24 protein-coding genes are annotated in these 26,066 nt (G+C 72.2%); 10 read left to right on the top strand and 14 right to left on the bottom strand.

Going from position 1 to position 26,066, the window contains the following annotated elements; all coding sequences use genetic code 11:
- Positions 1-23: 23 nt before the first annotated feature.
- A complete protein-coding gene (locus ASF78_RS19345) occupies positions 24-1,541 on the bottom strand; it encodes an alpha-N-arabinofuranosidase (RefSeq protein ID WP_056593412.1) in 1,518 nt (505 codons plus the stop codon).
- A gap of 111 nt (positions 1,542-1,652) precedes the next feature.
- Between ASF78_RS19345 and ASF78_RS19340 the strand changes: the two genes are divergently transcribed.
- The 3 genes from ASF78_RS19340 to ASF78_RS19330 are packed head-to-tail and all read left to right on the top strand — an operon-like array spanning position 1,653 to position 4,725.
- Positions 1,653-3,083 carry a Gfo/Idh/MocA family protein gene (locus tag ASF78_RS19340; RefSeq protein WP_056593409.1) on the top strand — a complete coding sequence of 477 codons (1,431 nt, stop codon included), beginning with the start codon at positions 1,653-1,655 and terminating at the stop codon, positions 3,081-3,083.
- Positions 3,080-4,000, top strand: coding sequence for a PmoA family protein (locus tag ASF78_RS19335; protein ID WP_056593406.1), 921 nt, complete (start codon positions 3,080-3,082; stop codon positions 3,998-4,000). Before ASF78_RS19340 ends, ASF78_RS19335 begins: the two co-directional genes overlap by 4 nt.
- Positions 3,997-4,725 (top strand): cupin domain-containing protein, encoded by a 729-nt coding sequence (locus tag ASF78_RS19330; RefSeq protein WP_056593403.1) that lies wholly within the window; start codon positions 3,997-3,999, stop codon positions 4,723-4,725. Before ASF78_RS19335 ends, ASF78_RS19330 begins: the two co-directional genes overlap by 4 nt.
- A gap of 138 nt (positions 4,726-4,863) precedes the next feature.
- On the opposite strand, the gene ASF78_RS19325 is transcribed toward ASF78_RS19330, so the two are convergent.
- Positions 4,864-5,358 carry a hypothetical protein gene (locus tag ASF78_RS19325; RefSeq protein ID WP_056593399.1) on the bottom strand — a complete coding sequence of 165 codons (495 nt, stop codon included), beginning with the start codon at positions 5,356-5,358 and terminating at the stop codon, positions 4,864-4,866.
- Between the two features lie 144 nt (positions 5,359-5,502).
- Here ASF78_RS19325 and ASF78_RS19320 point away from each other — a divergent pair, with 144 nt between their 5' ends.
- On the top strand, positions 5,503-6,006 hold the full coding sequence (locus ASF78_RS19320) for a hypothetical protein (protein WP_156374242.1): 504 nt from the start codon (positions 5,503-5,505) through the stop codon (positions 6,004-6,006).
- A gap of 3 nt (positions 6,007-6,009) precedes the next feature.
- Here the strand turns inward: ASF78_RS19320 and ASF78_RS19315 are convergent, their stop codons facing one another.
- From ASF78_RS19315 to ASF78_RS19295, 5 genes are all read right to left on the bottom strand, one after another.
- Positions 6,010-7,656: a bifunctional 3'-5' exonuclease/DNA polymerase gene (locus tag ASF78_RS19315; protein ID WP_056593395.1), complete on the bottom strand. Its 1,647-nt coding sequence runs from the start codon at positions 7,654-7,656 to the stop codon at positions 6,010-6,012.
- 34 nt (positions 7,657-7,690) lie between these two features.
- On the bottom strand, positions 7,691-8,500 hold the full coding sequence (locus tag ASF78_RS19310) for a nucleotidyltransferase domain-containing protein (protein ID WP_056593392.1): 810 nt from the start codon (positions 8,498-8,500) through the stop codon (positions 7,691-7,693).
- A 107-nt stretch (positions 8,501-8,607) separates the two neighbouring features.
- Positions 8,608-9,258 carry a GNAT family N-acetyltransferase gene (locus ASF78_RS19305; protein ID WP_235518708.1) on the bottom strand — a complete coding sequence of 217 codons (651 nt, stop codon included), beginning with the start codon at positions 9,256-9,258 and terminating at the stop codon, positions 8,608-8,610.
- 82 nt (positions 9,259-9,340) lie between these two features.
- Positions 9,341-10,555, bottom strand: coding sequence for an ABC transporter permease (locus tag ASF78_RS19300; RefSeq protein ID WP_056593387.1), 1,215 nt, complete (start codon positions 10,553-10,555; stop codon positions 9,341-9,343).
- Complete coding sequence (locus ASF78_RS19295; RefSeq protein ID WP_056593383.1) at positions 10,552-11,487, bottom strand: ABC transporter ATP-binding protein; 936 nt, start codon at positions 11,485-11,487, stop codon at positions 10,552-10,554. The genes ASF78_RS19300 and ASF78_RS19295 overlap by 4 nt, the downstream gene beginning before the upstream one ends.
- 47 nt (positions 11,488-11,534) lie before the next feature.
- On the opposite strand from ASF78_RS19295, the gene ASF78_RS19290 reads away from it, so the two are divergent.
- A complete protein-coding gene (locus ASF78_RS19290; RefSeq protein WP_056593380.1) occupies positions 11,535-12,632 on the top strand; it encodes a DNA glycosylase AlkZ-like family protein in 1,098 nt (365 codons plus the stop codon).
- A 4-nt stretch (positions 12,633-12,636) separates the two neighbouring features.
- Here ASF78_RS19290 and ASF78_RS19285 read toward each other — a convergent pair whose 3' ends face one another.
- The 5 genes from ASF78_RS19285 to ASF78_RS19265 form a co-directional block, all read right to left on the bottom strand.
- Positions 12,637-13,029, bottom strand: coding sequence for a hypothetical protein (locus ASF78_RS19285; RefSeq protein ID WP_056593377.1), 393 nt, complete (start codon positions 13,027-13,029; stop codon positions 12,637-12,639).
- A gap of 119 nt (positions 13,030-13,148) precedes the next feature.
- The gene (locus ASF78_RS19280) at positions 13,149-15,113 is read right to left on the bottom strand and encodes a beta-galactosidase (RefSeq protein ID WP_056593374.1); all 1,965 of its coding nucleotides are present in this window, start codon (positions 15,111-15,113) and stop codon (positions 13,149-13,151) included.
- Positions 15,110-15,964 (bottom strand): hypothetical protein, encoded by an 855-nt coding sequence (locus tag ASF78_RS19275; RefSeq protein WP_235518707.1) that lies wholly within the window; start codon positions 15,962-15,964, stop codon positions 15,110-15,112. The genes ASF78_RS19280 and ASF78_RS19275 overlap by 4 nt, the downstream gene beginning before the upstream one ends.
- 164 nt (positions 15,965-16,128) lie before the next feature.
- Positions 16,129-17,238 (bottom strand): Gfo/Idh/MocA family protein, encoded by a 1,110-nt coding sequence (locus tag ASF78_RS19270; protein WP_056593371.1) that lies wholly within the window; start codon positions 17,236-17,238, stop codon positions 16,129-16,131.
- Between the two features lie 211 nt (positions 17,239-17,449).
- On the bottom strand, positions 17,450-18,496 hold the full coding sequence (locus ASF78_RS19265) for a LacI family DNA-binding transcriptional regulator (protein ID WP_056593368.1): 1,047 nt from the start codon (positions 18,494-18,496) through the stop codon (positions 17,450-17,452).
- Positions 18,497-18,756: 260 nt separating this feature from the next.
- Between ASF78_RS19265 and ASF78_RS19260 the strand changes: the two genes are divergently transcribed.
- The 5 genes from ASF78_RS19260 to ASF78_RS19240 all read left to right on the top strand — a co-directional run bounded on the left by ASF78_RS19260 (position 18,757) and on the right by ASF78_RS19240 (position 24,606).
- On the top strand, positions 18,757-19,122 hold the full coding sequence (locus tag ASF78_RS19260; RefSeq protein ID WP_056593366.1) for an L-rhamnose mutarotase: 366 nt from the start codon (positions 18,757-18,759) through the stop codon (positions 19,120-19,122).
- Positions 19,119-20,273, top strand: coding sequence for an L-rhamnose isomerase (gene rhaI / locus ASF78_RS19255; protein ID WP_056593363.1), 1,155 nt, complete (start codon positions 19,119-19,121; stop codon positions 20,271-20,273). The genes ASF78_RS19260 and rhaI overlap by 4 nt, the downstream gene beginning before the upstream one ends.
- Positions 20,270-22,294: a bifunctional aldolase/short-chain dehydrogenase gene (locus ASF78_RS19250; protein ID WP_369816347.1), complete on the top strand. Its 2,025-nt coding sequence runs from the start codon at positions 20,270-20,272 to the stop codon at positions 22,292-22,294. Before rhaI ends, ASF78_RS19250 begins: the two co-directional genes overlap by 4 nt.
- 37 nt (positions 22,295-22,331) lie before the next feature.
- Complete coding sequence (locus ASF78_RS19245; RefSeq protein ID WP_056593356.1) at positions 22,332-23,795, top strand: rhamnulokinase family protein; 1,464 nt, start codon at positions 22,332-22,334, stop codon at positions 23,793-23,795.
- 154 nt (positions 23,796-23,949) lie between these two features.
- A complete protein-coding gene (locus ASF78_RS19240; protein WP_056593353.1) occupies positions 23,950-24,606 on the top strand; it encodes a class II aldolase/adducin family protein in 657 nt (218 codons plus the stop codon).
- Between the two features lies 1 nt (position 24,607).
- Here ASF78_RS19240 and ASF78_RS19235 read toward each other — a convergent pair whose 3' ends face one another.
- The gene (locus ASF78_RS19235) at positions 24,608-25,513 is read right to left on the bottom strand and encodes an AEC family transporter (protein WP_056593350.1); all 906 of its coding nucleotides are present in this window, start codon (positions 25,511-25,513) and stop codon (positions 24,608-24,610) included.
- A 41-nt stretch (positions 25,514-25,554) separates the two neighbouring features.
- Positions 25,555-26,028, bottom strand: coding sequence for a hypothetical protein (locus tag ASF78_RS19230; protein WP_056593347.1), 474 nt, complete (start codon positions 26,026-26,028; stop codon positions 25,555-25,557).
- Positions 26,029-26,066: the final 38 nt, after the last annotated feature.

Raw genomic sequence — 26,066 nt, 5'->3', positions numbered from 1 at the left:
GCTGGGCGGGCGCGTCCGCGCCGTCAGGTGCGGGTGAGCGTCCCCGGGAGGGCGGTCCACGACTCCGGGGCGAGTGTCACGACCGTGCTGCCGGTCGCCGACGCGGGGCCGTCCACCTCGGAGACATGCCGCTCGGCGAGGGCGGCCGCGTGCTCGGGTCCCTCGACGGCGGGCTCGTGGTCGGCGGTGACCTGCACGCCACGGCCCAGTGCGAGCGTCACGCCCGGGTGCGACAGCTCGACCTCGACGGGTTCGGCGGAGCGGTTGACCAGGAACACGGCGACGTCGGAACCGTCGAGGGTCGCGGCGGCGGTGACCACGGGGACGTCGCCGTGGGCGACCGTCGTCAGGGACGGACCCGAGACGCGCAGGTCGAGGGCGGTGCCGCGGGCCAGGCGCGCGGTCGTCGCGAAGGGGTGGAACGTGGGCTGGCGCCAGGCCGGTCCGCCGGGTTCGGTCATGATCGGCGCGATGACGTTGACCAGCTGGGCCAGGCACGCGACGGGCACGCGGTCGGCGTGATTGAGCAGGGTGACCAGCAGGTCGCCGACGACGACCGCGTCGAGCGCCGAGTAGACGTCCTCGATGATGCGCGGGGCGTCGCGCTGCAGCGGCAGGTTCTTCTCGCCGGGGAAGCGGGACTGCAGGTACCAGACGTTCCACTCGTCGAACGAGATGGTGACGACCTTCTCGGAGCGGCGACGTGCGGCGACGGCGTCGGCGGACGCCTCCACGCGGCGGATGAACCGGTCCATCGCGGTGCCGGACCCGAGGAACGACGCGCGGTCGCCGTCCAGCTCCTCGTAGTAGGCGTGCATCGAGACGTGGTCGACGACGTCCCAGGTGTGCTCGAGGACGGTCTGCTCCCAGGAGCCGAAGGTGTCCATCATCATCGACGACGAGCCGCAGACGACGAGCTCGATCGACTGGTCCACCAGCCGCATGGCCTTGCCTGCCTCGGCGGCGAGCTTGCCGTACTCGTCGGCGTCCTTGTGCCCGATCTGCCACGGGCCGTCCATCTCGTTGCCCAGGCACCACAGCTTCACCCCGTACGGCTTCTCGCGGCCGTTCGCGATGCGCAGGTCGGCCCAGCGCGACCCGGCCTCACCGTTGCAGTACTCCACCAGCGCCGCCGCCGCGGCGACCCCACGGGTGCCCAGGTTGACGGCCATCATCGGCTCGATGCCCTCGCGCTCCGCCCACTGCAGGAACTCGTCGGTGCCCACGGTGTTCGGCTCGATGGTCCGCCAGGCGAGGTCGATGAACGGCAGACGGTCCTCGACGGGGCCGACCGCGTCCTCCCACACGTAGTTGGACACGAAGTTGCCGCCGGGGTACCGGACCATGCTGACGCCGAGCTCGCGGGTCAGGTCGGCGACGTCCCGGCGGAACCCGTGCTCGTCGGCCGTCTCGTGGCCCGGTTCGTAGATGCCGGTGTAGACGGCGCGCCCGAGGTGCTCGACGAACGACGCGAACAGGCGGCGGTCGATCTCGCCGACGCGGAAGTCGGGGTGAAGCAGGACGGTGGCTCGCGCGGACATCCGGATCTCCTCTGTGCAACGTTCTCGTCCACGGCCTAGGCTACCTACTCGACGGACAACGCTTTCCACAGGTCCGTCGCGACGAGGCGACGACACACACCGAGGACACCCGTGAGCGACCAGAACCCCACCGCACCGCGTCCCGCATCGAGCAGCAGCACGTCCGCCGGACCGGGCGTCGTGCCGGAGTTCGCCCCCGCGCCGGACGGGCAGCACCTGCGGTACGCCGTGGCCGGCACCGGGCACCGGGCGGGCATGTACGTCGACGCGATCGTCGGGGAGCACGCCGACGTCGCCATCCTCGTCGCGCTGCTCGACACCAACCCGGGTCGGATGGACCACTACGAGGGCGTCGTCTCCGGGGCCCTCGGTCGGCCGGCCGGGCTGCCGCAGTACGCGCCCGACGGCCTGGAGAAGATGATCGCCGAGCAGGCGGTGGACGTCGTCGTCGTCACCGCGCCCGACCACGCGCACGCGGAGCTGGTCGCGCGGGTGCTCGCCGCCGGGGCCGACGTGGTCGTCGAGAAGCCGCTGACGGTCGACCGGCCAGGCTGCCGACGCATCACGGGTGCGGTCGCGGAGACCGGCCGGGACGTCGTCATGACGTTCAACTACCGGTACGCCCCGCGGAACTCCTCCCTGCGTCAGGTCATCGCGTCCGGCGAGATCGGCGAGGTCACCTCGGTGCACTTCGAGTGGGCGCTCGACACCGTGCACGGCGCCGACTACTTCCGTCGCTGGCACCGCGACAAGAAGAACTCCGGCGGACTGGTCGTGCACAAGTCGAGCCACCACTTCGACCTGGTCAACTGGTGGATCGGCGACGTGCCCGCCCGCGTCTACGCGCGCGGCGGCCTGAAGTTCTACGGCGACCGCAACGCCGCCGACCGTGGCCTCGGCGCCCGGCCGGCCCGTGGCACTGGTGTCGTCGGTGACCCGTTCACGCTCGACCTGAACGCCGACCCCCGCCTGAAGTCGCTGTACCTCGACGCCGAGGAGCACGACGGGTACCTGCGCGACCAGGACGTCTTCGGCCCGGGGATCACCATCGAGGACAACCTGGCGCTGCTCGTCGACTACCGGCGCGGCGCCACCCTGACGTACTCGCTGAACGCGCACAGCCCCTGGGAGGGGTACCGCGTCACCGTCAACGGCACCGCCGGCCGCGCGGAGCTCGAGGTCGTCGAGCGTGGTGCGATCGCGCTCGACGAGAACGGGAACGCGCTGCTCGACCCGTCGGCCACGCCGACGTCGCTCGGCGACGCGCTGCGTCCCGAGGGGGAGCGGCTGCTGGTGCAGAAGCACTGGGAGCGGGCCTCCGAGTACCCGATCCCCGACGGCATCGGCGGGCACGGCGGCGGCGACGCGATCCTGCTCAAGGACGTGTTCCGACGCCATCTGCGCGTCTCCGAGGATGCGCTCGGCCGCCCGGCCGGCTACCTCGACGGGGTGCGGGCGGTCTCGGTCGGCATCGCGGCCAACCAGTCGCTCGTCACCGGCCTGCCGGTGACGATCGCCGACCTGGACCTGGGCGCGTCATGACCCGTCTCTCCGCCCTCCACGACGTCGGTCGTGCGGTCGACGTCGTCGCCGACGGCACCACCCTGGCGCAGTACGTCTACGTCCCCACCGACGTGCAGCTGGAGAGCCCGCGCCCGTATCTGCACCCCGTCCGCACGCGCGGCGGCGACCTGGTCACCGCGTTCCGCCCGCACGACCACGTGTGGCACAAGGGCATCGCCTGGTCCCTGCCGGTGGTCGGGGAGCACAACTTCTGGGGCGGCCCCACGTACGTGCACGGGCAGGGGTACGTGCAGCTGGAGAACGACGGGTCGATGGACCACGTCGCGCTCACCGACCTGCAGGTCGGGCACGACCGGGTCGGTCTCACGCACAACCTCGCGTGGCACACCCAGCAGGGGGCGCACGTGGTCGACGAGCAGCGCACCCTCGGGTTCGTCGTGCCCGTGGATCGCGACGACGCCTGGGTGCTGACGTTCGAGACGACGATGACCAACGTGTCGTCCGCCGACCTGACCATCGGGTCGCCCACCACGCGCGGCCGCGAGAACGCCGGCTACGGCGGTCTGTTCTGGCGCGGTCCGCGGTCGTTCACGGGCGGAACCCTGCTCGCCCCCGACTTCTCCGGCGGGGAGGAGGCCCGGGGGACGCGCGGCCCGTGGATGGGTTTCGTCGGCCGGCACGACGACACCGGCGGGGCGTCGACCGTCGTCATCGTCGACGGCACCGACAACCCGTCGCACCCGCCGCAGTGGTTCGCCCGCACCGAGCAGTTCGGCTGCCTGAACCCGGCACCGTTCTTCTCGACGGAGGTGCCGTTCGCCCCCGGTGACACCCTGCGGTTCGCGTACGCGGTCGTCCTTGCCGACGGCACCTCCGACCCCGCGTCGGCCGCCTCCCTGGCAGCACTCGGTGAACGCGAGATGCTGTCCCGATGAACGGACTTCCCGGTGGCGTGTCCGTCAGCCACCTACGTGTCTACGACTGGCCCGCGTCCGACGGTGTCGGTCGGGCCGGCAGCGGGTCACCGCACCTGCACGTGGTGTCGTCGGAGGCGTACGTCGTCCTCGCCGGCACCGGCTCGGTCCACACCCTCGGGCCGGCGGGGTTCACGGTCCACCCGCTGCGCCCCGGCTCGATCGTGTCCTTCGGTCCCGGGGTCGTCCACCGCGCCGTGAACGACGGCGACCTCGAGGTGCTGGTCCTGATGTCCAACGCGGGCCTGCCCGAGGCCGGCGACGCCGTCCTGACCTTCCCCGCGTCGGTCCTCGCCGACCCGGCCGCCTACCGCGAGGCCGCGACCCTCCCCGGCAACGGGGCGTCCGACGACGAGATCGCCGCGGCTGCCCGCCGTCGCCGCGACCTCGCCCTGGAGGGGTACGCCGAGCTCGGCGTCGCCGTCGACCGTCTCGGACCCGCCGCGCTGAAGCCGCTCCACGACGCCGCCACGCGCCTGGTCCGTCCGTTCGCGCCACGCTGGCAGGAGACGTGGACGCGCAACGTCTACCCGCAGAACGAGGACACCGCGGCGGCGCTCGAAGGCCTGTTCCGTGGCGTCGCCCCGCACCTGGCGCGCGGCACCGTATCCGGCATCGACGCGGACCCGGCGCCTCGCCGCTACGGCATGTGCGGTCGGCTCCAGACCTGGCCGACGCCGACCTGAGCAGTCCGTCCGCGCCGAACTCGTCCGCCCGCGCCGAACTCGTCTGTCCGCGTCGAACTCGTCTGTCCGCGTCGAACTCGTCTGTCGCAACCGACGAGCTCGACGCGGACAGACGAGCTGGGCGACCTCTGAGCGAAGTCAGCGGTTGTCGCTCTTGGCCTGGCGGGCCGCCCCCTGCGCCTGGGAGGACGCGTCACGCTTCGCCCCACCGGTCGTCTGGGTGTGGCTCCTGGCCTCGCCGGGGCCGACACCCCCTCCGGACGGGCTGCCGCTGCCCGGGCCGGTCGACCGGTTCGCGCGGGCCGCGGCGAGGCGCTCCTGCTTGAGCGCCTCGGCGGCCTCGGCGGCGCGCCTCTGGAGCAGTCCGCTCACCCGGGCGAGCGCGTCCTCGAAGACCTCGGCCTTCTGCGCCGCCTGCGTGTTCTTCGGCCGGGAGACGCCCCGACCGCCGTGCTCCTCGACACCGGCGCTGGCCCGGCGGCGGTAGTTCTTCTGGTGCTTCTTGCGCGCCCGACGGATGCGGGAGTGCAGCCTGATCAGCTGGTCCTCGTCGAGCTCCTCCATGCGGGCCGGCTCGGTCTCGCGCAGCAGATCGCGTTCCTGTCCGTTGAGTGCGCCGAGCAGATCGTCCATCGGAGTTCCCCCGTCGAGTCGTTCCCGCGCCGTTGCGTCGTTTTCGACCGTATCGGGCAGAGGCTGCCGTGTCGCGGGCAGCCGGACATGCTCCCGCGCAAGGCACGATAGGTTCCGTTGTCCGACCGCGAGGTGGAGGAACAGGTGGACGAGCGCGTCACCCGTGTGGGGAGGTTCCTGCACAACAAGGGCCCGGCGGAGATGCTGTACGGGGCGCTCGTCTCGAGCGTCGTCCTGGCCGCCACGAGCGCAGGTGCCAAGAGCGGCGAGCTCGTGGCCCTGGCCACAGCGATGGTCTCGGTCACGTACTGGCTCGCCCACGTCTACGCGGACGCGATCGGCGGGCGGTTCGAGGACGTCGACCACAGCGCGCACCACCGGCTCCGGCACGCACTGAAGAACAACACGGGCGTGCTGCTGGGCAGTCTCCCCGTCCTCGTGGTCTTCATCATCGGACGGCTGTTCGGCCTGGACGTGACGGACGCGGCCTTCCTCGCGCTCTGGTTCACGGTCGCGATGCTGGCGGGGGTCGCTGCGTTCGCGGCACACCGGGCCGGGGTCCGTGGCGCTCCGCTGCTGGGCGAGACCGCGCTGGCGGCCGGCTTCGGGCTCCTCGTCATCGCGCTCAAGCTGATCCTGAGCCACTGACCTCTACTTCGCCTGGTCGTAGCTGTCCACGACGGCGACGTTCAGCGCGAAGTCCACGGGCGTGTCGCCGAACAGCAACCGCCCCGCCTCGATCGCCGACTCCCGCACCGCGTCGGCGACCACGTCGGCCACGTCCACGGGGGAGTGCACCATCACCTCGTCGTGCAGGAAGAACACCAGGTGCGGCCGACCGTCGACCGCCAGCAACCGACGTCGCAGCGACGCCATCCAGCACAGCGCCCACTCGGCGGCGGTGCCCTGGACGACGAAGTTCCGCGTGAACCGCCCCCAGTCGCGCCCGCGCCGGCGGGCAGCCCGGACGTCGTCCGCCCCCGCCCCCTCGGCCGACGCCGCGGCGAGCTCGGCCTGCCAGGCGGCGTCGGGACGCGGGGACGTGCGGCCGAGCCAGGTGGACACGACGTCGCCGCGCTCCCCGGCGCGGGCACCTGCCTCGACCAGCGCGACCGCCCGCGGGTAGGCCTTGGTCAGCCGCGGCATGAGGACGGCCGACGGGCCGGTGGTGGCGCCGTAGATGGCACCGAGCATCGCGTACTTGGCCTCGGAGCGGGTCTCGACGATGCCCGCGTCGACCACGCCCTGGTACAGGTCGGCGTGCCGACCGGCCGCGGCCATGGCGCCGTCACCGGACATCGCGGCGAGCACGCGCGGCTCCAGCTGCGCGGCATCGGCGACGACGAGCTTCCACCCCGGATCCGCCCGCACGGCCGCACGGATGCTGGCCGGCAGCTGCAGAGCGCCACCTCCGCTGGTCGCCCACCGCCCGGTGACCACGCCCCCGGGTACGTAGTCCGGACGGAACCGGCCGTCGTGGACCCACGCCTCCATCCACGCCCACCCGTTGGCGCTGAGCAGGCGGGACAGCTTCTTGTACGCGAGCAGCGGCTCCCGGACGGGATGCTCCAGGGCCTTGATCTCCCACGTGCGCGTCGACTCCACGTCGCAGCCCGCCGACCGCAGCCCGCGCAGCAGGTCCTGCTGTGAGTCGAGGTTCAGCGACGGCTGCCCGAGCGCCTCCCGGACGGCGTCGGCCAGCGCCTCCAGCTTGGGCGGCCTTCCCGACCGCGGCCGCGCACCGAGCAGGTCCGTCAGGAGCGCGTCGTGCGCCTCGACGCTCCACGGCATCCCGTCGTGCTGCATCTCCGCGGCGATCAGCGCACCCGTCGACTCCGCGGCGAGCAGCAGCCGCAGACGACCGGGCTCGTCGGCACCCTCGACCGCCGCGAGCTGGCGTCGGAGCTCCTCCTGCGGATCGGCGACCACGGACGGTCCGACGTCGTCGAACAGGCTGCCCTCGACCGGCGGCGGTTCCCGCGGCCCGTCCCACGGTCCCGAGGGTGCGGTGGCCAGCGCCGACGACTGCGCGTAGACGCTCCGGCGCAGGATCGCGTGGCAGAGCCGCAGGTCGTGGCACCGCTCGACGCGCACCCCCGCGGCCAGCAGCGGCGGGTAGCGGCGCGACGTGTCGTCCCAGACCCACCGCGGCCGGTCCGCCTCCCGCTCCGCGACCGTGGCCGCCAGGTCCTCGGCAGCGACGACCACGGAGCCGAGCGGCTCACCCTGGTCCGTCAGTGACTGCAGCTCCACGACGCCGGCGCGCGACGGGTCGTCGAGGAGCAGCAGCAAGGACACGGCTCATGGTCGCAGCCGGGTCCGACACCACTGGTCAGGCCGCGTACGTCCGGACCGCGTGGCGGAAGAAGTCCGCGGCGAGCACTCGCGTCGCGTCGAGGTCCGTGCGCCGGTCCTCGAGCCAGGGGCGGTCGCGCAGCTCGGCCGCCACCAGGTCGGCGAGCACGGCCGGCACGGCGCCCGCGCCCATCTCCCGCGTGACCGCCTTGAGCGCGACGAGCTCGTGGATCGCCTCCCCCTGCGCGGACGTCAGGTCCGTCTGCGCAGCCAGCTCCCCGAGCGTCATCGGGGGGAACGCGGCACCCGGGCGCCGGTCCAGCCAGCGCACCGCCAGGGCAGGGCGCAGCGAGTAGAAGAGCTTCTTCAGCGGCATCGAGCCGTCGTCGCCGACGAACCGCGCCCACTGCTGCCGCCCCACGCTCACGTAGTGCCGGCCGACGAGCGAACGGTCCCCGACCTCGTCGGCCAGCGCGAGGAACTCCTCGGCGAACGCCGGCTCCGACCGGTAGACCATCGGCGAGCCGAGCCACTCCGTGATCGCCGCGTTGCCCTTGAGCAGCAGCTGGACCGCCTTCTTCAGGTCCCACCCGTTGACGTCGAGCAGCCCGTCCGGCGCCCACTCGACGACGTCGCGCCGAGGCCACGGGCTGAGGTAGTCGTCGGCCCTGCGCAGGTAGACGAACCGGCAGTCGTAGTCGCTGTCGGGGGACGGGAAGCCCCACGCACGGCTACCGCTCTCCACGGCCGCGAGCACGCGGACACCCTCGGCGCGGACGACGTCGTCGAGGAGGGCGTCGATGGCGTCGACCGTGGGGGCGTCGAACGAGGAGGGCAGCGTGCGCATCGCGCGAGCGTAGGGGGTGGTGCCGGGAGGGCGCTCCGGGAAATCAGGTGACGACGCCCGCGCGCGGTCGAGGGGCGAACTTCACCCGCCCGCTGTCCGCGGAGTGGTCACCGTGCGACCGTCACACCGACCGGGTCGCGGCGCATCGGGAAGATCCACGGGCCGTCGTTCGGGGTGCCGAGAGGCACGCGCGTCTTCACGGAGCCGTACCCGAGGGCGGTGTAGTAGCCGACGTTGTCGGGCTTGGTGGTCTCCAGGTAGGAGGGTCCGCCGGCGCAGTCGATGACCGCGAAGACGGTCGCCATGAGCCGCTTCCCGCGACCGGCCCGTTGCAGGTCAGGCCGGACGCCGAGCGCCTCGACGTACCAGGAGTCGGACGGCACGCCTGCGGAGGTGACGTCGCCGAACTTGATGATGCCGAGGCTGTGCTCGCGGGTGTGCAGGGCGATGCGCGCGATCCGGAACGACTGACGCCACCAGCGGGCGGGGGTCATCGGGTAGGTGCCGGGCGGGTAGAGGGCGATGGCCCCCGTCACGGCCCCGTCCAGCCGGGTCACGTACGCCTGCCCGTACCGCACTGCGTCGGAGAGGGTCATCCGGTACATCGCGCGCAGCTCGCGTTCGCGGCGGGCACGCACGGGGAACAGGTGGACGAAGCCGGGGTCGTCGGCCAGGGCTGCTGCCAGCACCGTTGCCGCGTCCGCGATGCCGGACGGGTGCAACGGCTCGACGACATCGGGCGGCGGGGGAGCGGACATGTCGCGCATCCTCTATGGGACATGCGTCCAGATGCAACCCCCGAATGACTCCCGTGAACACCCGCCTGACCAGCGCAAACACTTACGACGCTGTCAGTGCGTCCTTGAGCTTGATCCGCCCGCCGCTGCGCAGGACCGCGTTGGAGTAGATGCGGCCCGCGAGCCAGACCAGCACGGGGATCAGGGCGAGCGACAGCCCGAGGGACAGCGCGACCTCCCACGGGGCGACCTCGCCGAGCGCGATCCGCATGGGCATGAGCATCGGCGCGCAGAACGGGACGAAGCTCAGGACGACGACCAGCGGGTTGGTCGGGTCCCACGGCGCGATGCTGATGCCGATGATGTACGGGATCATCATCAGCGTCATCACGGGTGCGGTCACCGAGCCGACGTCCTCCTGCCGGGACACCAGCGCGGCCAGCGCGGCGAGCGCCAGGGCGTACATCGTGAAGCCGACGACGAACCACACGATGACCCACAGCGCGGTGACGCCGAGGTTGATCGAGCTGGCGTCGACGAGCCCGAGGAGCGCCGCGGTCCCTGCACCCGCACCGACGACGAGCACGACCTGCGTCAGCCCGATGACCCCGATGCCCAGCACCTTGCCGGCCATGAGCTGCCACGGCCGCACGGTCGCGAGCAGCAGCTCGACGACGCGCGACGACTTCTCCTCGACGACGCCCTGCGCGACGAGCTGGCCGGCGGTCATCAGGGAGATGAACAGCAGGATGCCGGCCACGAACCCCGCCACGACCTGCGCGGAGTCGCGTTCCGGCTCGGGCTCGAGCGCGGTGACGTCCGCTGCGGCCTGCGCGATCTCGCGGCCGACCTCGCCCGGGTCGCCACCGAGGTCGGTGACCGCCGACGAGAGCGCCTCCTGCTGCGCCAGCGACCCGAGCACGGGCGCCAGCGCGTCGGGGAGCTCGGTGTGCACGAGGACGGTCAGCGGGTCGGTCCCCGTCACGACCGCGCTGACGGTGCCGTCCTTCAGCAGCGGCTCCGCGGCCTCGGCGGACGCGACCTCCTGCGTCTCGATCGTCGTGCCCGTGACGGAGCCGAGGGCGACGAGCTGCTCGGCCACCCCCGACGCCTCGGGCGTCACGCCGACCTTCTGGGCGGAGTCGGACTGCTGCCCGACGAAGTGCAGCAGGACCCCGCCGAGCACCACGGCGGCGACGAGCGCGACCGTCGTCCAGACGAACGCCTTGGACCGGACGCGGGTGCTGATCTCCCGCCCCGCGATGAGCCGGATGGCGGCGCCGTTCGAGATCTCGACGACGCTCGGGCGGGGGGTCATGCGGACACCGTCTCTCGGTCGGTCGCGGTGACGTCGGTCGTGACGACGTGCCGGTACAGCTCGGTCAGGGAGGGGCGGAGCAGGCCGAACTCGTGCACCGGGCCCGCGGCCATCGCGGCCCGCAGGATCTCCTGGTCGACGGCATCGGCGGCCTGGCCGCGCACCTCGACGACGGACCGGGTGCCCTGCGCGGAGACGAGGTGGGCCGACGGCACCGCGGTGATCCACGTCGACGCCGGCGGCCCGTCGACCACCCATCGCCTGTCGTCGGTCCGGCGCAGCTCCTCGATCCCGCCGAACTTGACCATGGAGCCGCTCTTGATGATCCCGACCCGGTCGCACAGCGACTCGACGAGCTCGAGCTGGTGCGACGAGAAGAGCACGGGCACACCCGCGTCGGCCTGCTCGCGCAGCACGCCGCTCATCACGTCGACCGCGACGGGGTCGAGGCCGGAGAACGGCTCGTCGAGCACGAGGATCTCGGGGGAGTGCACGAGCGCGGCGGCCAGCTGGACGCGCTGCTGGTTGCCCAGCGACAGCTTGAGGATCTCGTCGCCACGCCGCTCCGCGATGCCGAGCACCTCGGTCCAGTGCTCCATCGCGGCCTTGGCCGACGACGGGTTCAGCCCGTGCAGCCGCGCGAGGTACACGAGCTGGTCGCTGACCTTCATCCGCGGGTAGAGGCCGCGCTCCTCGGGCATGTACCCGATGCGCTGCCGCACCGCCAGGTCGACCGGCCGGCCGTCCCAGCGCACCTCGCCCGAGTCGGCCTCCAGCACGCCGAGCACGATCCGCATCGTCGTCGACTTGCCGGCCCCGTTGGAGCCGACGAAGCCGACGATCTCGCCTGCCCGCACCTCCATCGACAGGTCGCGCAGCGCGCGGACCTCGCCATACGTCTTGTGGAGGGACTCCATCGTCAGTGCACCCATGCCGCACATCGAAGCATCTGTCGGTGGCCAGGCCTAGTCTGCCGAGCGTGCACCAGCTCACCCGTGCCGACGCCCGCAGGATCGCGGTGCGCGCCCAGCGCCTCACCGCGGACCGGCCGACGGACGTGCACGACACCGTGCACGACCTGTGGCTCCTCCTGCTCAACCCGACCGCAGCGATCGCCCCCAGCGCGGACCTTGTGCTGTGGAGCCGGATCGGGTCCGCGTACGACCCGCGGGAGCTCGCGGACGCCCTCGAGCAGCAGTCGATCCTGGAGTTCCGCGGCACGCTCCGGGTCGCCGAGGACCTCGCGCTCTACCGCGCCGAGATGGAGGTCTGGCCGGAGGTCGGCGCGCGCGCGACGGACTGGCAGCGGTCCAACCGGCGGTGGGTCGCGGACAACGAGGGGTGCCGCCAGGACATCCTCGAGCTCCTGCGTGCCGACGGTCCGCTGCCGCTGAGCGAGCTCCCCGACACGTGCGCGCGGCCGTGGCGGTCGTCGGGGTGGAACAACAACCGCAACGTCACCATGCTGCTCGACCTGATGATGCAGATGGGCGACGTCGCCGCGACGGGTGGCACCGGCCGTGACCGGCTCTGGGACCTGGCCGAGCGCGTCTACCCCCAGGTCCCCCCCGTCCCCCTGGAGGACGCGTTCCGGATCCGCGGCGAGCGCCGCCTGGCCGCCCTCGGCATCGCCCGGACGCGGGGTCCCGCGCACCCCGTCGAGCCCGTGGACGTCGGCGAGGCGGGCGAGGCCGCGGTCGTCGAGGGGGTGCGCGGACAGTGGCGGGTGGACCCCGCCCAGCTCGACGCCCCGTTCGAGGGCCGGGCCGCGCTGCTGTCCCCGTTCGACCTGCTCCTGCACGACCGCAAGCGCATGACCGACATCTTCGAGTCCGACTACGTCCTCGAGATGTTCAAGCCCGCGGCCGCGCGACGCTGGGGCTACTACGCGCTCCCCGTGCTCGTCGGCGACCGGCTGGTGGGCAAGCTCGACGCGACGGCCGACGTCAAGGCCGGGGTGCTACGGGTCCACGCGGTGCACGAGGACGAGCCGTGGGACGGCGATGCCCGTGCCGCCGTCGACGCGGAGATCGAGGACCTGGCGCAGTGGCTGGAGCTCGACCTCGTCCGCTCCTAGCCGATCAGTAGTGGAAGCCCACGGTCTTCACCGTCTGCTGGCCGGCCGAGTTGATGAACTCCACGAACAGGGTCGCGTACTGCCCGTGGTAGTACCCGTAGAGCTGCGTGCAGCGCCGGTCCGAGTCCCCACCGCGGTCCAGGACCTCGCCGTGCTGGCCGTTCCCTGCCACGACCGCCGCGTACGCCGTCGCGCCGGGCACCGAGTGGTACGCACGGACGCACAGGATGCCGGTGCCGGTGTTCAGCGTCGCGTAGGCCTTCCACTCACCGTTGGCCACGATGACCGAGTCGACCGTCGTCGTGTGCGCGCTCGCGGCGGAGGCACCGGCGACCAGTCCGGCGGTCGCGAGTGCTGCCGCGGCGAGCGCCCTGCTGACCTTGCTGACCTTGTTCACTGGAGAGTCCTCTCGTCCGTGTCGGATCGGCCGTGACGTGGGCCCGGGCCTGCCCCGAGGGCATTCCGGGCACAGTAGCCAGGGTCGGACGGTGCGGCACGCCGAGACGACGCGGCCGGTCAGCCCTCCCGGACGACGGCGACCGCACCCGGCGCGACGACGACCGTCCCCGGCGCGGGCTCGTCGCGGAGCAGCTCGTGGCCCGACGCCGGGACCTTGACCTCGTCGGAGGAGTGGTTGAGGACGAACAGCCAGGAACGCCCGTCGTCGGCGACCCGGCGGACCGCCTCGACGCCAGGCAGCTCCGGGGTCAGCCCCGCCTCGGCGATGAGCGCGTCCGTCACGCCCTGCAGCCCGTCGGCGTCGAGGCGCGTGCCCAGGTACCAGGCGGCTCCCGCGCCGACGGGCCGTCGGGTCAGGGCCGGCCAGCCGGCGAGGTCGCCGTCGGCGAACGTCCGGACCGCCGAGGTGCCGGGTTCCAGGTGGGTCTGCTCGGACCACACGTCGGCGGGGGTGCCGTCGTCGAGCGTCAGGACCTCGCCGTCCTGGAGCGCCCAGAACTCCTCGGTACGGACGCCCAGCAGCTCGCGGAACGCGCCCGGGTAGCCGCCGAGCCGGATGTGGTCGTTCTCGTCGGCGATGCCCGAGAAGTAGGTGACCAGCACGGACGCACCCCGTTCGGCGGCCCGCGCGATGTTGGCGGCGTCGGCGTCGGTGACCAGGTACAGCCCCGGCACGACGACGAGCGAGTACCCCGACAGGTCCGCCGACGGCCGCACGATGTCGACCGTGACGTTCCGCTGCCACAGCGCGCGGTAGTGGGCGAGGACGCGGTCCGGGTAGGTGACCGCGGCGGACGGGTGGCTGTCGAGCTCGGTGCCCCACCAGGCGGGGTAGTCGAAGACGATCGCCGCGCGCGCGTGGACGCGGCTGCCTTCCACCTCGCTCAGAGCCGTCAACGCATCGCCGAGCGCCACCGTGCTCCGCCACACCTCCGTGTCGGTCCCCGCGTGCGGCAGCATCGCCGAGTGGAACTTCTCCGCCCCCGCGGCGGACTGGCGCCACTGGAAGAACATCACCGCGTCGGCGCCGCGGGCCACGTGCGCCAGCGAGTGCCGGAGCATCTCGCCCGGACGCTTGGTGCGGTTCCGCGGCTGCCAGTTCACCGCGCTCGTCGAGTGCTCCATGAGCATCCACGGGTCGCCGCCGGCGACGCCGCGCGTGAGGTCGGCGCTGAACGCGAGCTCGACGTGGGCCTCCGGGTCGTGGGCGCGCGTGTAGTGGTCGTTGGCGATGACGTCGAGGTCGTCGGCCCACGAGAAGTAGTCCATCCACTTCGTGCCCGTGGAGAGCATGAGGTTCGTGGTCGTCGGCACGTCCGGGGTGACCTCGCGCAGCACGTCCCGCAGCGCGCGGTAGTGCACCAGCAGCTCGTCGGACGAGAACCGCGCGAAGTCCAGCTGCTGCGTCGGGTTCGGGTACGTCGGGGCGCTGCGCGGGGGCAGCACCTCGGCGAAGTCGTCGTACCGCTGCGACCAGAACGCCGTGCCCCAGGCGTGGTTGAGGGCCTCGACCGTGCCGTACCGGTCCGCGAGCCAGCGTCGGAACGCGACCGCGGCGTCGTCGGAGAAGTCGTGCGGGACGTGGCAGCCCAGCTCGTTGTCGACGTGCCAGAGCGCCAGCGCCGGGTGAGTCCCGTACCGCTCCGCCATCGTCCGCGTCATCCGCAGCACGTACTCGCGGTACGCCGCCGACGACACCCGGTACGCCTGCCGACCGCCCGGGTGCAGCACCGTGCCGTCCGCCAGGACCGGCAGGAACTCCGGGTGCTTGCGCGTCAGCCACGGGGGCGGGCTCGCGGTGGCGGTCGCCAGGGTGACCTTGATGCCGGCCGCGTCGAGCCGGTCGAGGATGTCGTCCAGCCAGCCGAAGTCGTACTCGCCCTCGCGCGGCTCCAGCTGTGCCCAGCTGAAGATCCCCACGCTGACCAGCGTGACGCCGGCCTGCTGCATGAGCTCGACGTCCTCGATGCGGGTGGCCAGCGGCCACTGCTCAGGGTTGTAGTCGCCGCCGTACTGGATCATCGGGTCCTCGTCGCTCGTCGTAGGTCTAGCTCAACAGGTTCGGTCGGGTCGCACACCAGGTGGCCGTCGACGACGCGGGCCACGGCCACGCGGACGACCGCACGTCTGGTCGCCGGGTCCTCGCCGGCTCCGGTCTCACCGAACGGTGACACGTCGTGCGTGAAGTAGAAGATCCAGGCCTCGTCGTCGGTCGTGACGACGTCCGCGTGGTGCCCGCGCGGTTCGACCAGGATGTGCCCGGCGGGTGTCCACCGCGACAGGTCGTCCGACCGGTACACCGCCTGGCCGCGCCACTCGTCGACGATCAGCCAGTGCCACCCGCCGAGCGTGAACACGTTCGGGCCCTCGTGCGGACGGCCCTCGATGACCGGCCGCGACGGGCCCCAGGTCTCCAGGTCGTGCGAGTCGGCGCACCAGGTGGTCGAGCCTGCCGCCTCGTCCTTGAACCACAGGCGGTAGCCGTCGGCCGTCGGTACGACGCAGGCGTCGATCACGTGGTCCGAGCTCAGCGGCACGACCCCGCGGTACTCCCAGGACACCAGGTCGTCGGACACGTGGTGCAGGATGTGCCGCTCGTGTCCGGCCCACTGCTCCGGGACGCCGGTGATGTAGCTGACGAACAGGTGGAACCGGCCCTCGGCGAACACGACCTCCGGTGCCCAGAGCGTGTTCCGGCCTTCCCCGGGGTCGAGCCCGTCGACCACGCCGCGGTGCGTCCAGGTCAGCCCGCCGTCGTCGCTCGTCGCGACCGCGATGTCCGTCCCGTGCACCCACCGGACGCCCGGCCCGTCGTCGTCGACGCGGCGCTGTGTGGCGAACAGCCACCAGACCCCGTCGGGCCCCTCGACCACGGTGGGATCGGTCGGCGCCCCGAGCGGATCGGTGAACAGAGGATCCGGCGCAACGTCCGCAGATCCGCTCGTCGGGACGACCGATCCCGCGGACGCAGCGCGTGCGTCCGAGGTTGTGGTTGCTCTGGCAGCCACGTCCTCGGACGTCGTGGTGGGGTGGCCGGTCATGCGGGCCGGAGGTCCTCGATGTCGTGCAGGAAGCCGTCGCGCAGGGTGCTGCCCGGGGCCAGGTCGGCCTTGGTGACCGGGCGGCCCAGGGTCGCCGACGCGTAGATCGCGGTGACCAGCTCGAGCGACCGGTGCGGGTCCGCGGCGACCGGCGGCAGCGGCTCCCCGGAGCGCAGCGACGCGTACACCGCGCGGAGCAGCGGGGTGTGGCCGGAGGGCTCGTCGTCGACGGGCAGCGCCCACGACGACGGCGTCGCGTCCGGCTCCGCGCCCGTGCGCGACGGGGCCGCGGTGAGCCGCCACGAGCGGGCGTCGTGGCCGTAGAGGTGCTCTACCTCGACCGTGCCGAGCGTGGTGTCGACCCGCACGTAGCTGACCTGTCGCGGCGACAGCGCGGTGGTCAGCACGGACACGATCGCGCCGTTGGCGAACCGGACGACCGCCGTCGACGTGTCCTCGGTCTCCAGGTCGCGGTCCAGGCGGAACGCGCGGGCATCGACCTCAGCCCACTCGCCGAGCAGGAACGCCAGCAGGTCGAGCTGGTGGATGCCCAGCCCGAGCAGGGGACCGCCGCCCTCCGTCGCCCACTTCCCGCGCCACGGCACCGCGTAGTAGTCCTCCTGCTTGCGGTACCAGAGCGTGTGGCAGACGCCGACGAGGGGCCGCCCGAGCGTGCCGTCCGCCAGGAGCTTCTGCACGTGGCCGACGGCGGTCCCGGTGCGCTGCTGGAACACGACCGCGTACTCGCGACCGACCTCGTGGGCGACCTCGAGGACCGCGTCCAGGTCCGCCAGCGACAGGACGGGCGGCTTCTCGCAGACGACGTGGGCGCCCGCGCGCAGGGCGGTGATCGCCTGGTCCCGGTGCAGGCCCGGCGGGGTGCACAGGTGGACGACGTCGACGCTCTCGGTGCCGAGGAGCGCGTCGAGGCCGTCGTAGCGCCCGGCGACGCCGTACTGGTCGGCGAACGGGTCTCGCACGGCCGGGCTGGGGTCCGCGACAGCGACGAGCTCCGCGAGGGGGTCGAGCGCGACCACGGCGGCGTGGGCGTGCGCGATGGCACCGGTCCCGACGATGGCGACCTTCAACGTGCCCTGCTCCGTCACGTGCGGCTCCCTTGCTGCATGAATCGACTCAATGCCACGGTAAGCGCTTGCCTACCCATCCGTCCATCGGCCGCCCTTATCCCTGCCGAACTCGTCACTCCGAGTCGAGCTCGTCTGCTGCAACCGACGAGTTCGACTGCAACCGACGAGTTCGGGTTGCCTTCCGGATGACGTGGGGGTCTGCTCGAGGTGCGGACAGGGGGCCGCTCGCTCAGGTCGACGGGTCCGAGGAGCCTCGGATGACCAGTTCCGGCTGGAACTGGACGCGTTGGTGCTGGAACGACGCACCCTCCGAGCGCTGGCGCAGGAGCAGGTCGGCGGCGGTCCAGCCCAGCTGGTGCGTCGGCTGGCGCACGGACGTCAGGGGCACGGTGAGCATCGACGCGAAGACGACGTCGTCGTACCCGACGACCGCCATTTCGTCGGGGATCGAGACGCCGTGGGCCCGGAGGGCGCGCAGGGCGCCGAGGGCGGTGAGGTCGTTGACGCAGAACATCGCGGTCGGCCGGGCGCCGTCGGCGGCGAGGAGCCGGTTGACCCCGTCCTCGCCGCCCTCGGCGTTCAGCGAGCCGATCGTGACCTCGACGAGGGCCGCCGCGGGGTCCAGCCCGGCGCCGGTCAGGGCGGCGATCACCCCCTCGCGACGGTCGACGCACTGCTTGATCGTCTGCGGCCCGTTGATGAAGGCGATCCGGGTGTGACCGAGGCTGACCAGGTGCTCGACGGCCAGGGCGCCACCGCGCACGTCGTCGACCGCGACCGAGGAGATGTCGTCGACCGGGGAGGTGGTGTCGAGCAGGACCACGTCGATGCCGCGGTCCCGCAGGGCGATCAGGGCGTCCAGCGAGCCGGCGGACGGCGTGACCATGACGCCCTGCACGCCGTGCTCCTCGAACAGCCGCAGGTAGCGGGCCTCCCGTTCGGGGTCCTCGTCGGACGAGCTGAGCATGAGCGTGTACTCGTCGGCGGCCAGTCGGTCCTCGACGCCGCGGGCGACCTCGGTGAAGAACGGGTTGGCGATGTCGAGCACGATGGCGCCGACCGTCTGGATGGTGCCGGCGCGCAGCTGCCGGGCGGAGGCGTTGCGGACGAACTGGAGCTCCTCGATCGCCACGAGGACGCGGTCACGCGTGGTGTCGCTGACCTGGTCGGGGCGGTTCAGCACGTTGGAGACGGTGCCGACCGACACACCGGCCCGCTTGGCGACGTCCGTGATGGAGGGTCGGCGGTCGGCGCGTCCCCGGGTCGTCGTCGACATCGACCGTCGTCCTCTCCGTCGAGCTTTCGAGCGTGCGCCCGATGGTAGTTGCCCAGCGACGGCCGCCGTGGGCGCCTCGCTGCACCATGACTGTTGTGGCTCTTTCGCCGTGCGCGTACGGTGCACGGTAGTGAATCGATTCATCGATGACAAGGAAAGGTCTCCCGCTGACCGCTTCCCGGGCCTACCCTTGACATCGCGGTAAACGCTTACATAGGGTGCGTGAATCGTTTCAACGTCGAATCGAGGAAGGTGGGCGCATGACCCGCGTGTGCTTCGTCTCCCGTGTCCGGCCCGACCGGCTGGACGAGTACCGGTCCCGGCACTCCGCCGTGTGGCCCGAGATGCTCGAGGCCCTGCGAGACACCGGCTGGCGGGACTACTCGCTCTTCCTGTCCGGTGACGGCCTGCTCGTCGGCTACCTCGAGACCGACGACTACGCCGCCGCCCAGGAGGCCATGACCCGCACCGCGGTCAACCCGCGCTGGCAGGCTGAGATGAGCGAGTTCTTCGTCGACGACGGCAACCCGGACGAGGGCTTCACGGTCCTCGACGAGGTGTTCCACCTGGAGGACCAGCTGCGTGCGGCCGGCCTCGACACCCACCCCCAGGAGCTCAGGGCATGACCATCCACGACGCACTACGGCAGCAGACGATCGAGCTCCCCTCCTGGGCGTTCGGCAACTCCGGCACCCGGTTCAAGGTGTTCGCCCAGCAGGGCGTCCCGCGCGACCCGTACGAGAAGATCGCCGACGCCGCACAGGTGCACCGGTACACGGGCGTCGCGCCGCGGGTCAGCCTGCACATCCCGTGGGACCTGGTCGACGACTACGACGACCTCGCGCGGCACGCCAAGGAGCAGGGCGTGTCCATCGGGGCGATCAACTCGAACCTGTTCCAGGACGACGACTACATGCTCGGCTCGCTGACGCACCCGTCGGCGACGGTCCGGGCGAAGGCCGTCGCGCACCACCTGCAGTGCATCGACGTCATGCGCGCCACCGGGTCCACCGACCTGAAGCTCTGGCTGCCGGACGGCCTGAACTACCCCGGGCAGGACTCGCTGCGCGCACGGCAGGACCGGCTCGCGGACTCCCTCGCCCAGATCTACGCGGCCCTCGACCCGAACCACCGGCTGATCCTCGAGTACAAGTTCTTCGAGCCGGCGTTCTACTCGATGGACATCCCCGACTGGGGTACGTCACTGCTGCACTGCCTCGCGCTCGGCGACCGCGCGTTCGTCGTGCTGGACACCGGGCACCACGCGCCGGGCACCAACATCGAGTTCATCGTCGCCCAGCTGCTGCGCGCGGGCCGGCTCGGCGCGTTCGACTTCAACTCGCGGTTCTACGCCGACGACGACCTCATGGTCGGCTCGGCGGACCCGTTCCAGCTGTTCCGGATCATGCACGAGATCGTGCAGTCGGGAGCCCTGGCCCCGACGTCGGGCGTCAACTTCATGCTCGACCAGTGCCACAACATCGAGCCGAAGATCCCCGGGCAGATCCGCTCGGTCATGAACGTGCAGGAGGCCACGGCGAAGGCGCTGCTGGTCGACGCCGACGCCCTGCTCGCCGCGCAGACCGCCGGTGACGTGCTCGGCGCCAACGGGCTGGTCATGGACGCGTACAACACGGACGTGCGGCCGTTGCTGGCCGACCTGCGGGCGTCGCAGGGCCTCGACCCCGACCCGATCGGGGCGTACAAGGCGTCGGGGTACGCGGAGACGATCGTCGCCGAGCGGGTCGGCGGCACACAGGCGGGATGGGGAGCATGAGCGTCGCAGAAGAGCTGGTCGCACGGTCCAACAGGCTCGGGGGGGACCCGCGGACCACGAACTACGCGGGCGGGAACACGTCGGCGAAGGGGAGCGCGACGGACCCGGTGACCGGGTCGGACGTCGAGCTGCTCTGGGTGAAGGGCTCCGGGGGTGACCTGGGGACGCTGACCGAGAAGAACCTCGCGGTGCTGCGCCTCGACCGGCTGCGCGCGCTGGTCGACGTCTACCCGGGCGTGGAGCGCGAGGACGAGATGGTCGCGGCGTTCGACTACTGCCTGCACGGCAAGGGGGGTGCGGCGCCGTCCATCGACACGGCGATGCACGCCCTGGTCGACGCGGCGCACGTGGACCACCTGCACCCGGACTCGGGGATCGCTTTCGCGACGGCCGCCGACGGCGAGAAGCTCACGGCCGAGGTCTTCGGCGACACCGTCGTGTGGGTGCCGTGGCGCCGGCCCGGGTTCCAGCTCGGGCTGGACATCGCGGCGATCAAGGCCGCGAACCCGCAGGCGATCGGCTGCATCCTGGGCGGGCACGGCATCACCGCCTGGGGCGACACGTCGGCCGAGGCCGAGGAGCGGTCTCTGCACATCGTGCGGACCGCCGAGGAGTACATCGCCGCGCAGACAGGCCCGCACCCCTTCGGCGAGGTGGTGAACGCCGCGCTTCCCGACGAGGAGCGTCGTGCCCGTGCGGCAGCGCTGGCGCCGGTGATCCGGGGACTGGCCTCGACGGACAAGCCGCAGGTCGGCCACTACACCGACTCCGAGGTCGTCCTCGACTTCGTGTCCCGCGAGGCGCTGGGCCGTCTGGCGGAGCTGGGCACGTCCTGCCCGGACCACTTCCTGCGCACGAAGGTCAAGCCGCTGGTCGTCGACCTTCCGTCGGATGCACCCGTCGAGGAGGTCGTCGGCCGGCTCAAGGAGCTGCACGCCCTGTACCGGGCGGACTACCAGGGCTACTACGACCGCAACGCGACCCCGGACAGCCCGGCGATCCGAGGCGCCGACCCGGCGATCGTGCTGGTCCCGGGCGTGGGGATGTTCTCGTTCGGCAAGGACAAGCAGACCGCGCGCGTCGCGGGGGAGTTCTACGTCAACGCGATCAACGTGATGCGCGGCGCCGAGGCGATCTCGACGTACGTGCCCATCGACGAGGCCGAGAAGTTCCGCATCGAGTACTGGGCGCTGGAGGAGGCCAAGCTCGCGCGCATGCCGAAGCCCAAGCCGCTGGCCACCCGCGTCGCGCTGGTCACCGGCGCCGGGTCGGGCATCGGGCGCGCGATCGCCGAGCGGCTCGCCGCCGAGGGCGCGTGCGTGGTCATCGCCGACCTCAACCTCGACGGGGCTTCCGAGGTGGCCGCTTCCTTGGGTGGCCCCGACGTCGCGATCGCTGTGCAGGCCGACGTGACCTCCGAGGACGACATCGCGCGCCTGATCGCGGAGACGGCGCTGGCGTTCGGTGGTGTGGATCTCGTCGTGAACAACGCCGGGCTGTCGATCTCCAAGCCGCTGCTGGACACCACGGTCAAGGACTGGGACCTGCAGCACGACGTCATGGCCCGCGGCTCGTTCCTGGTCGCCCGCGAGGCGGCCCGCGCGATGATCGCGCAGGACATGGGCGGGGACATCGTCTACATCGCGTCGAAGAACTCCCTGTTCGCCGGCCCGAACAACATCGCGTACTCCGCGACGAAGGCCGACCAGGCCCACCAGGTCCGCCTGCTGGCCGCCGAGCTGGGCGTCCACGGCATCCGCGTCAACGGGGTCAACCCTGACGGCGTGGTCCGTGGCTCGGGGATCTTCGCCGGCGGCTGGGGCGCCCAGCGTGCCGCGACCTACGGCGTGCCGGAGGAGGAGCTGGGTGCCTACTACGCCCAGCGCACCCTCCTGAAGAAGGAGGTCCTGCCCGAGCACGTCGCCGCGGCCGTGTTCGCACTGACTGGCCCGGACCTGGTGCAGACCACGGGCCTGCACGTCCCCGTCGACTCCGGCGTCGCGGCGGCCTTCCTGCGATGACCGACCAGAACGGCACGTTGCTTGGCGGGGCGGCGCGGTGAGCGCGTTCGCCGCCGTCGACCTCGGGGCGTCCTCCGGGCGGGTCATCGTCGGGAACGTCGACGACGGACGGGTGGCGCTGCACGAGGTCAACCGGTTCCCCAACGGGCCCGTGCAGGTGGCGGGTGCGCTGCACTGGGACGTGCTCGGGCTCTACCGCGGCGTGCTCGACGGCCTGCGCGCTGCGGGCCGCGAGGCCGGGGTGCTCAGCGGCGTCGGCATCGACTCGTGGGCCGTCGACTACGGGCTCCTCGACGGGGACGGGGCCCTGGTGGGCAACCCGTTCCACTACCGCGACGGGCGCACCGACGGGGTGCCGGAGAAGGTCTTCACGACGGTCCCCGCGGCCGAGCTCTATGCCCGCACGGGGCTGCAGGTGCAGCCGTTCAACACCGTGTTCCAGCTGGTCGCCGCGCAGGGCACCGCGGCGCTCGCGGCGGCCCGCAGCGCTCTGCTGATCCCCGACCTGCTGGGCTGCTGGCTGACCGGCGCGCGGGTCGCGGAGGTGACCAACGCGTCGACCACCGGCCTGCTCGACGCGTCGTCGCGGACGTGGGCGACGGACCTCGCGGAGCGGCTCGGCATCGACAGCACGATGCTGCCGCCCCTGCTCGACCCGGGTGCGTTGCTGGGCCACGTGCGGGCGGACGTCGGGCTGCACGGGTCGGTGCCGGTGTGGACGGTGGGCTCGCACGACACCGCGTCGGCGGTCGTCGCGGTGCCGGCCGTCGGCGACGACTTCGCGTACATCTCCTGCGGGACGTGGTCGCTCGTCGGGCTCGAGCTCGACCAGCCCGTGCTCACGGAGGCCAGTCGTGCGGCGAACTTCACCAACGAGGCCGGGGTCGACGGCACGGTCCGGTACCTGCGCAACGTCATGGGCCTCTGGGTGCTCCAGGAGTCGATCCGCACCTGGAACGAGGCCGGGCTCCCCGCGGACCTGCCCGACCTGCTGGCGGCGGCCGCCCGGGTCCCGGCGCTGACCACCGTGGTCGACCTCGACGGCCCGACGTTCCTGCCGCCGGGCGACATGCCGGCCCGCATCGCCGACGAAGCCGTGCGGACCGGGCAGACGCCTCCGCAGTCGCAGGCCGAGACGGTCCGGTGCATCCTCGACTCCCTCGCGCTGGCGTACCGGCGGGCGGTCCGGCAGGCGGCCGACCTGGCCGACCGGTCCGTCGACGTCGTGCACGTGGTCGGTGGGGGAGTGCGCAACGAGCTGCTGTGCCAGCTGACCGCGGACGCGACCGGGCTGCCCGTGGTCGCCGGACCCGTCGAGGGTGCTGCGCTGGGCAACGTCCTGGTGCAGGCACGGGCCGCCGGGGTGCTGTCCGGAGGCCTCGCGGACCTGCGCGCGGTGGGCGCCCGCGGTCTCGAGCTCCGGCGCTACGAGCCAGGGGCGACCGGCGGCCCGACCGACCGGCAGTGGTCCGCCGCGGAGCGCAGGGTCGACGGTCCGTAGGACCGGCGCGTGGGGCCGCTCGGGACGGGTCCGCGCGCCGGTGGAGCCATCGTGCGGCAGGCGTGTCCGTGCAGACAGGGACGTTCGTCCCTCGTCGGCAGAGGACCGTCGCGACAGACTCGATGAAAGGATTCAACCATCGAAGGACGTCGACATGCTGCAGTCCCACCGCGCCGCACGGGCGACCGCGCCGGTGCGCGACGAGATCCTCTACTACTGCCGCGAGTCCGTCCGGGCCGGGCTGAACTTCAACACCCAGGGGAACATCAGCGTCCGCCTGGGTGACGACGCGATCGTCATCACGCCGTCCGGCGTGCGGTACGACCTCATGGCCCCCGAGGACCTGGTCGTCGTCGACCTCGACGGGAACGTCCTCGAGGGGAGCCTGCTGCCGTCGACCGAGCTGCCCGTGCACCTCGCGCACTACCGGCGTCGCCCGGACGTGCGGGCCGTCGTGCACACCGAGTCGACCTTCGTGAACGTGCTCGGCGTCCTCGGCCGGACCGTCGACCCGGTCCTGCTCAACATGGTCCTGTACGCCAAGGGTCCGGTCCCGGTCATGCCCTTCGAGTTCTCGACGCACGCCGAGTTCGGCAACCGCAGCGCCGACCTCATGGGCGACGACGTCAACGCGCTCGTGTGGGCCAACCACGGGCTGCTGGCCGTCGGGACCACGCTCGAGCTCGCGTTCAAGGTGGCCGTCGCCGTCGAGGAGAACGCCGAGGTGCTGCACCACGCGAGTCTGGCGGGCGTGCCGAACGTGCTGGTCTACGACCGCATCGAGGTCCCCGACGGTGCCCGGCTGCCCTGAGTCACCCGAGCGTGGCGGCGACGACGAGTAGCACCGGCACGCACAGCACCGTCGTCACGAGCCCGGCGTCCCGCGCGAGCGCCTCGCCGTGCCGGTACTGCATCGCGTAGACGAGGACGTTCTGCGCGGTGGGCAGCGCGGCCATGGCGACGACCGCCAGGAGCGCGTGCGGCGGCAGGCCGACGGCGGTGCCGAGCGCCCAGGCGAGCAGCGGGTGCAGCACGGCACGCAGACCGACCGCGACGGCGAGGTCGGGGCGCGGGGCGGCGGAGTCGACGGTGCGCGGCACGGCGAGCGCCATGCCGAACGTGAGGAGCGCGAGCGGCGCGGCCGCGGCACCGACCAGGCGGAACGGCTCGTACACCACCTCGGGCAGCGACCACGGCAGCGCCGCCAGGACGAGGCCGACGAGCGTCCCCACGATGATCGGGTTGCTGAGCGTCCGGCGCAGGACGGACCCGCCCCGGGACCCTCGGTCGAGGACGGCGAAGGCGATCGGCGCCAGGACCAGGAGCTGGAACAGCAGGGTCGGGACGACGGCGACCGCGTCGTCGAGCAGGTAGACGGCCAGCGGGAGGCCCACGTTGCCGGCGTTGACGTACGACGACGCGAGCGTGCCGACGGTGACGTCGGCGGACGATCGTCGCAGGGCGAACCGCAGCACGACGACCGCGATCAGGGCGACCGCCACCGTGGACGACCAGGTGACGACGGCCTGGCGCGACAGCAGCAGGTGCAGGTCGGCGTGCGCGACCGTCGTGAGCAGCAGCGCCGGGGTGGCCACCGCGAAGACGACGCGCGCGAGCACGGGAGCCGCCCGCTCGCCCAGCACCTGCCGGCTGGCCAGGAACCAGCCGAGCGCGACGACCGCGCCCATGGTGCCGAGCGCGGTGACGACGGCGCCCATCAGGTCGGGGTCTCGTCAGTCACCCGTCGATCCTCGCAGGATCAGCGCCGTGCGATGTCACGCCCCAGGTGGGCGGGCTGCAGGCCGGACACGCGCAGGCGTCGGCGGTCCGCGGCGGTGTCGTACATGAGCTGGGTGTGGAAGTAGTTGACCTGCTCCAGCACGGCGAGCACCCAGAACGCGAGCCCGGCGACGACCTCGTCGAAGGGGCCCGTCACCAGCGCCACGACCAGCACGGGAAGTGCGAGGCCGAGCAGGACGGGGTTCAGCCGGCGCAGGACGGCGTAGACGCCCATGCCCGCGGGGTTCGCCGGGCGGTGGAGCTTGAGCAGCCAGTAGGCGGAGCCCTGCAGCAGGATCACGAGCGCCAGCACGGTGCCGAGAAGGTTGGCGGGTGAGAGGGGCAGCCCGATCAGGCCGTAGGCGACCCAGGGCAGCACGACGACGCTGGCCAGCTCGCCCGTGGCCAGCGACCACAGGCGTCGGCGCACGGGGGACGAGGTGGTGCGCGGCATCGGTCGAGCGTAAGCCGACCTGGTGGTGGAAAGCGCTT

The sequence above is a fragment of the Cellulomonas sp. Leaf334 genome (genome assembly GCF_001424195.1).
Classification (GTDB): domain Bacteria; phylum Actinomycetota; class Actinomycetes; order Actinomycetales; family Cellulomonadaceae; genus Cellulomonas.
This window is presented reverse-complemented; position numbering and strand designations above follow the sequence as displayed.